The organism is Cytobacillus sp., assembly GCF_964223445.1.
Lineage (GTDB): Bacteria > Bacillota > Bacilli > Bacillales > Cytobacillaceae > Cytobacillus.
This window is the reverse complement of record NZ_CAXQGS010000086.1, coordinates 1-3,777: the sequence shown is the minus strand read 5'-3', so window position 1 is coordinate 3,777 and position 3,777 is coordinate 1. Positions and strand designations below refer to the sequence as shown.

The 3,777-nt window shown below is 44.5% G+C and carries 4 protein-coding genes and 2 pseudogenes; 1 reads left to right on the top strand and 5 read right to left on the bottom strand.

The window, feature by feature from the left end; all coding sequences use genetic code 11:
• The 5 genes and pseudogenes from ACEQ1T_RS15870 to ACEQ1T_RS15850 form a co-directional block, all read right to left on the bottom strand.
• A partial coding sequence (locus tag ACEQ1T_RS15870; RefSeq protein ID WP_370223693.1) for a glutamate-5-semialdehyde dehydrogenase occupies positions 1-734 on the bottom strand: 734 nt, incomplete at its 3' end.
• 19 nt (positions 735-753) lie between these two features.
• Complete coding sequence (proB, locus tag ACEQ1T_RS15865; RefSeq protein ID WP_370223692.1) at positions 754-1,884, bottom strand: glutamate 5-kinase; 1,131 nt, start codon at positions 1,882-1,884, stop codon at positions 754-756.
• 36 nt (positions 1,885-1,920) lie between these two features.
• Positions 1,921-2,763, bottom strand: a complete 843-nt coding sequence (gene proC / locus ACEQ1T_RS15860; RefSeq protein ID WP_206845673.1) for a pyrroline-5-carboxylate reductase — start codon at positions 2,761-2,763, stop codon at positions 1,921-1,923.
• 359 nt (positions 2,764-3,122) lie between these two features.
• Positions 3,123-3,515: a 30S ribosomal protein S9 gene (gene rpsI, locus ACEQ1T_RS15855; protein ID WP_009336614.1), complete on the bottom strand. Its 393-nt coding sequence runs from the start codon at positions 3,513-3,515 to the stop codon at positions 3,123-3,125.
• A 20-nt stretch (positions 3,516-3,535) separates the two neighbouring features.
• Positions 3,536-3,616, bottom strand: a pseudogene (locus ACEQ1T_RS15850) (50S ribosomal protein L13); the annotation flags it as partial.
• Between ACEQ1T_RS15850 and ACEQ1T_RS15845 the strand changes: the two are divergent.
• Positions 3,611-3,777: pseudogene (locus tag ACEQ1T_RS15845) on the top strand (uL13 family ribosomal protein); the annotation flags it as partial. The pseudogenes ACEQ1T_RS15850 and ACEQ1T_RS15845 sit on opposite strands and share 6 nt — an antisense overlap.

Sequence of the window (3,777 nt, the reverse complement as noted above, 5' to 3'; positions counted from 1 at the left end):
GGATCTGCTTCCTTATCTACATAGATATGGCAGTTCCCAACTCCTGTTTCGAGTACAGGCACCGTCGCATTCTCAACCACTGCTTTAATGAGGGATGCGCCGCCTCTCGGAATTAAGACATCAATATGCTCTTTCATGGTGAACAGCTGCTTTGTCGCTTCTCTGTCTGCTGTGGCAATGAATTGGACAGCTTGTTTAGGTATCTTCGTATTTTCAAGAGCATCATGAATAATCTTTACTATAGCCTGATTCGAATTCAGTGCTGATGATCCGCCTTTTAAGACAATGGCATTTCCTGATTTCAAAGCAAGACCTGCCGCATCGGCAGTTACATTAGGTCTTGCTTCATAGATCATGCCGATGACACCAAGCGGAACACGGACCTCCTCCACCTTAAGCCCATTATCCAACGTCCAGCCAGACATGACATCTCCAATTGGATCGGGAAGTTCAGCTACCTGGCGAAGGCCATCTGCAAATTCATAAACCCGCTCCTTCGATAATGACAGCCGATCCATATATGCCTCTTCGAATCCTTTTTCCCTGCCATTTTCAAGATCGGCCATATTAGCTGCAAGAATCGATTCACATCCAGTCTCCAGCGCATCTGCAACTGTATAGAGTGCTTCGTTCTTTTCTTCAGTTGTTAAAACACTTAATGTTTTGGCAGCCTTCCTGGCCTTTTTTGCCTGTTCTTCTACATTATTTATCTTTACTGCTGATGCAGTAGCCATTGAATCCCTCCTAAAAAGTTTAAACAAGTGCCGGCAGCTTAAAGTCGCGGGAACATACAAACGTTTCCTGAGCAATGGCCGGTTCCAGCTCTTCACCTGCTGTATGGTTACCTAACTTGTTACCTAACTGTTCGTTTGAATAATTAATGCGGCCGAGGCCGATTTCTTTACCCTCTTCATCCAGAATGCGGACGACCGCACCATCCTTAAATCGCCCTTTGACCTCCTGAATATCAGAGCAGTACAGGTTTTCTTGATGATCCACAATCGCTTCTATCCCATGGGAGCTGATGGTCACCTTGCCTTCAGGGCCTGAGTGGAATGCAATCCATTGTTTCTGATTATCCAGATTGAATGCATCCGGTTCCGGGTTGAAGTAGGTTCCTTTCGCCCTGCCTTCCACAGCTTCCATTAAGATATGTTCTGTACCTGCTTTTCCTAAAAAGGAATCAATTCCCGCAGCCATTGCAATTTTCACTGCCTGGATTTTTGACTTCATGCCGCCTGTTCCTACAGCACTTCCAGATCCTCCAGCAGCAGCTTCAATTTCAGGTGTAATGCTGTGAACCCTCTCCAGAAGACTTGCACCAGGATTGTCATTGGGGTTGCTATCATAGAGACCGTCAATGTCTGATAAAATAATCAATAAATCAGCATCGATCAGACCGGCCACTTTTGCCGCCAGGGTATCATTGTCCCCGAAGCGCAAACGGTCGACCGTAACCGTGTCATTTTCATTTATAATCGGGATGATTCCACGCTCAAGCAGCACATTCATGGTGTTATGCATGTTGCCATAACGCTTTTCATCGGAGAAATCGCTTCTGGTAATTAAGATTTGTGAAGCGACATACCCATGAGATAAAAAGAGTTCTGAGTAAGATTCCATTAATAGACCCTGGCCAATTGAAGCAGCAGCCTGTTTTTCCGGAAGGGAAGAAGGACGGTCAAGGCAGCCGAGCTTCCGATAGCCTGCAGCTACAGCACCTGATGACACGACAGCTGTTTCATAGCCAGCATCCTTCAGCTCGACAATTTGCTCTGCAAATTTTTCAAGCTTTCTGCGGCTGATCTCCCCATGCATGCTTGTTAGTGAGCTGCTTCCGATCTTAATAACAACTCTTTTTATCTGCTTTTCTTTACTCAACATCCAATACCTCCTGTGAACTTATAAATCCCATCTCCCTTAGGAAGTGACAAGGGCGCCTTCCAATTCTTCGCTGATCTCCTTTGAACGTTTGGCGGCATGCTCCACTGCCTGTGTGATGGCTTCGCCTCCATTGTATCTCCTTAAAGCTTCGAGCCCTGAAGCAGTTGTGCCATTTGGCGAGGTCACTTTCTCTCTAAGAGAAGTTGGAGCTTCTTCCTTTTCAAGCACCATCTTAGCTGCTCCAAAAATCGTCTGGGCGACAATTTTTCGTACAGTCTCTTCATCCATGCCTTTTTGCACCCCTACCCGCTCCATATTTTCCATCAGATAATAAAAGTAAGCAGGACCGCTTCCGGCTAATCCCGTAAAAACATCCATCTGGTCTTCATCGATGATATACACTTCCCCCATGCATTCGAGCAATTCCTTAACCAATTCCACATTAGCCAAGCTGGTATTCTTGCCTGCCACGACAGCCGTTGCAGATTCCTGAATCATGCTTGAAGTATTCGGCATCACACGTACAACCTGCTGTCCCGGATTTAAATGGTCTTCCATGAACTCAGTTGTAATACCTGCCAAAACTGAAAGAACCACCTGGCCGGGATTTAATTTATCTTTAATCGATCGCAGGGCTTCCTCTGCACCTTTTGGTTTCATGGCTAAAATGAATAAATCGATCTGCTCAAATGGAAGCTCGCTTTGCGGCATCGCACTCACATTATAATTATCATGAATCTCTTCCAGTCTGTCTGCATTGCTCCTATTCGTTACAAATACTCGATCAGGTGACATTTTCTCAGCTGTCATGACTCCCGAAATCATTGATTCCGCCATTGACCCTGCTCCTAAAAAAGCAATATTTTTATTAGCTAACATGGACATCCTCCTTAAAATAAACAAACTGTTCGTATAACCGTTCGTATTTCATCAACGTTATCTATCGTAACATGCTCAAATACATATTCAAGGGTATTGGGGAAAGACGGGAGGATATGGGCGAGATAGTGAATGAAAACGCTAACATCATTGGCCTAAGATTCACTGAGGCTCTCTCAGCGTGAATAATCCTCTCTCAGGCCGATATTTGCAATAAAATAATTTCCAATTTGTCATAAGTGTACAAAAAAGGCCCGGTCAACCGGCTGAGCAGTACGGAATAAAAAAGCCTCAGATAAATAAAATAAGAAATAAAAAAACTCCCAGCCAGAATGGCTGAGAGCTTTGATAAGCAAATATTAACGCTTTGAGAACTGAGGAGCACGACGAGCACCTTTAAGACCGTATTTCTTACGCTCTTTCATACGTGCGTCACGAGTTAATAGTCCTGCGCGCTTTAATGTTGGACGGAATTCTGGATCTGCTTGAAGCAATGCACGAGCGATGCCGTGGCGGATTGCGCCAGCTTGACCAGTGTATCCACCGCCGTTTACATTTACAAGAATGTCGTAGCTGTTAACAGTTTCAGTAGCTACAAGCGGCTGTTTTACAACTTCACGTAAAGCTGCAAAAGGAATGTAATCTGTGATTTCACGACCATTGATGATGATTTTACCGTCGCCTGGAACTAAACGAACACGTGCAACGGAGCTCTTACGACGACCAGTACCAATATATTGAACCTGTGCCAAGTTAATAACCTCCCTAAAAATTATCCACGAAGTTCGTAAACTTCAGGTTGTTGTGCTTGGTGCTTATGTTCGCGACCAGCATATACGTGTAATTTCTTGAAATGCGTACAAACTACCCTGAGAGAATGCTTGAGCTTGCAATCAAAGGCATGCTTCCAAAGAACTCTCTTGGTCGTCAAATGTTCAAGAAATTACACGTATATGCTGGTAGCGAACATAAGCACCAAGCACAACAACCTGAAGTTTACGAACTTCGTGGATA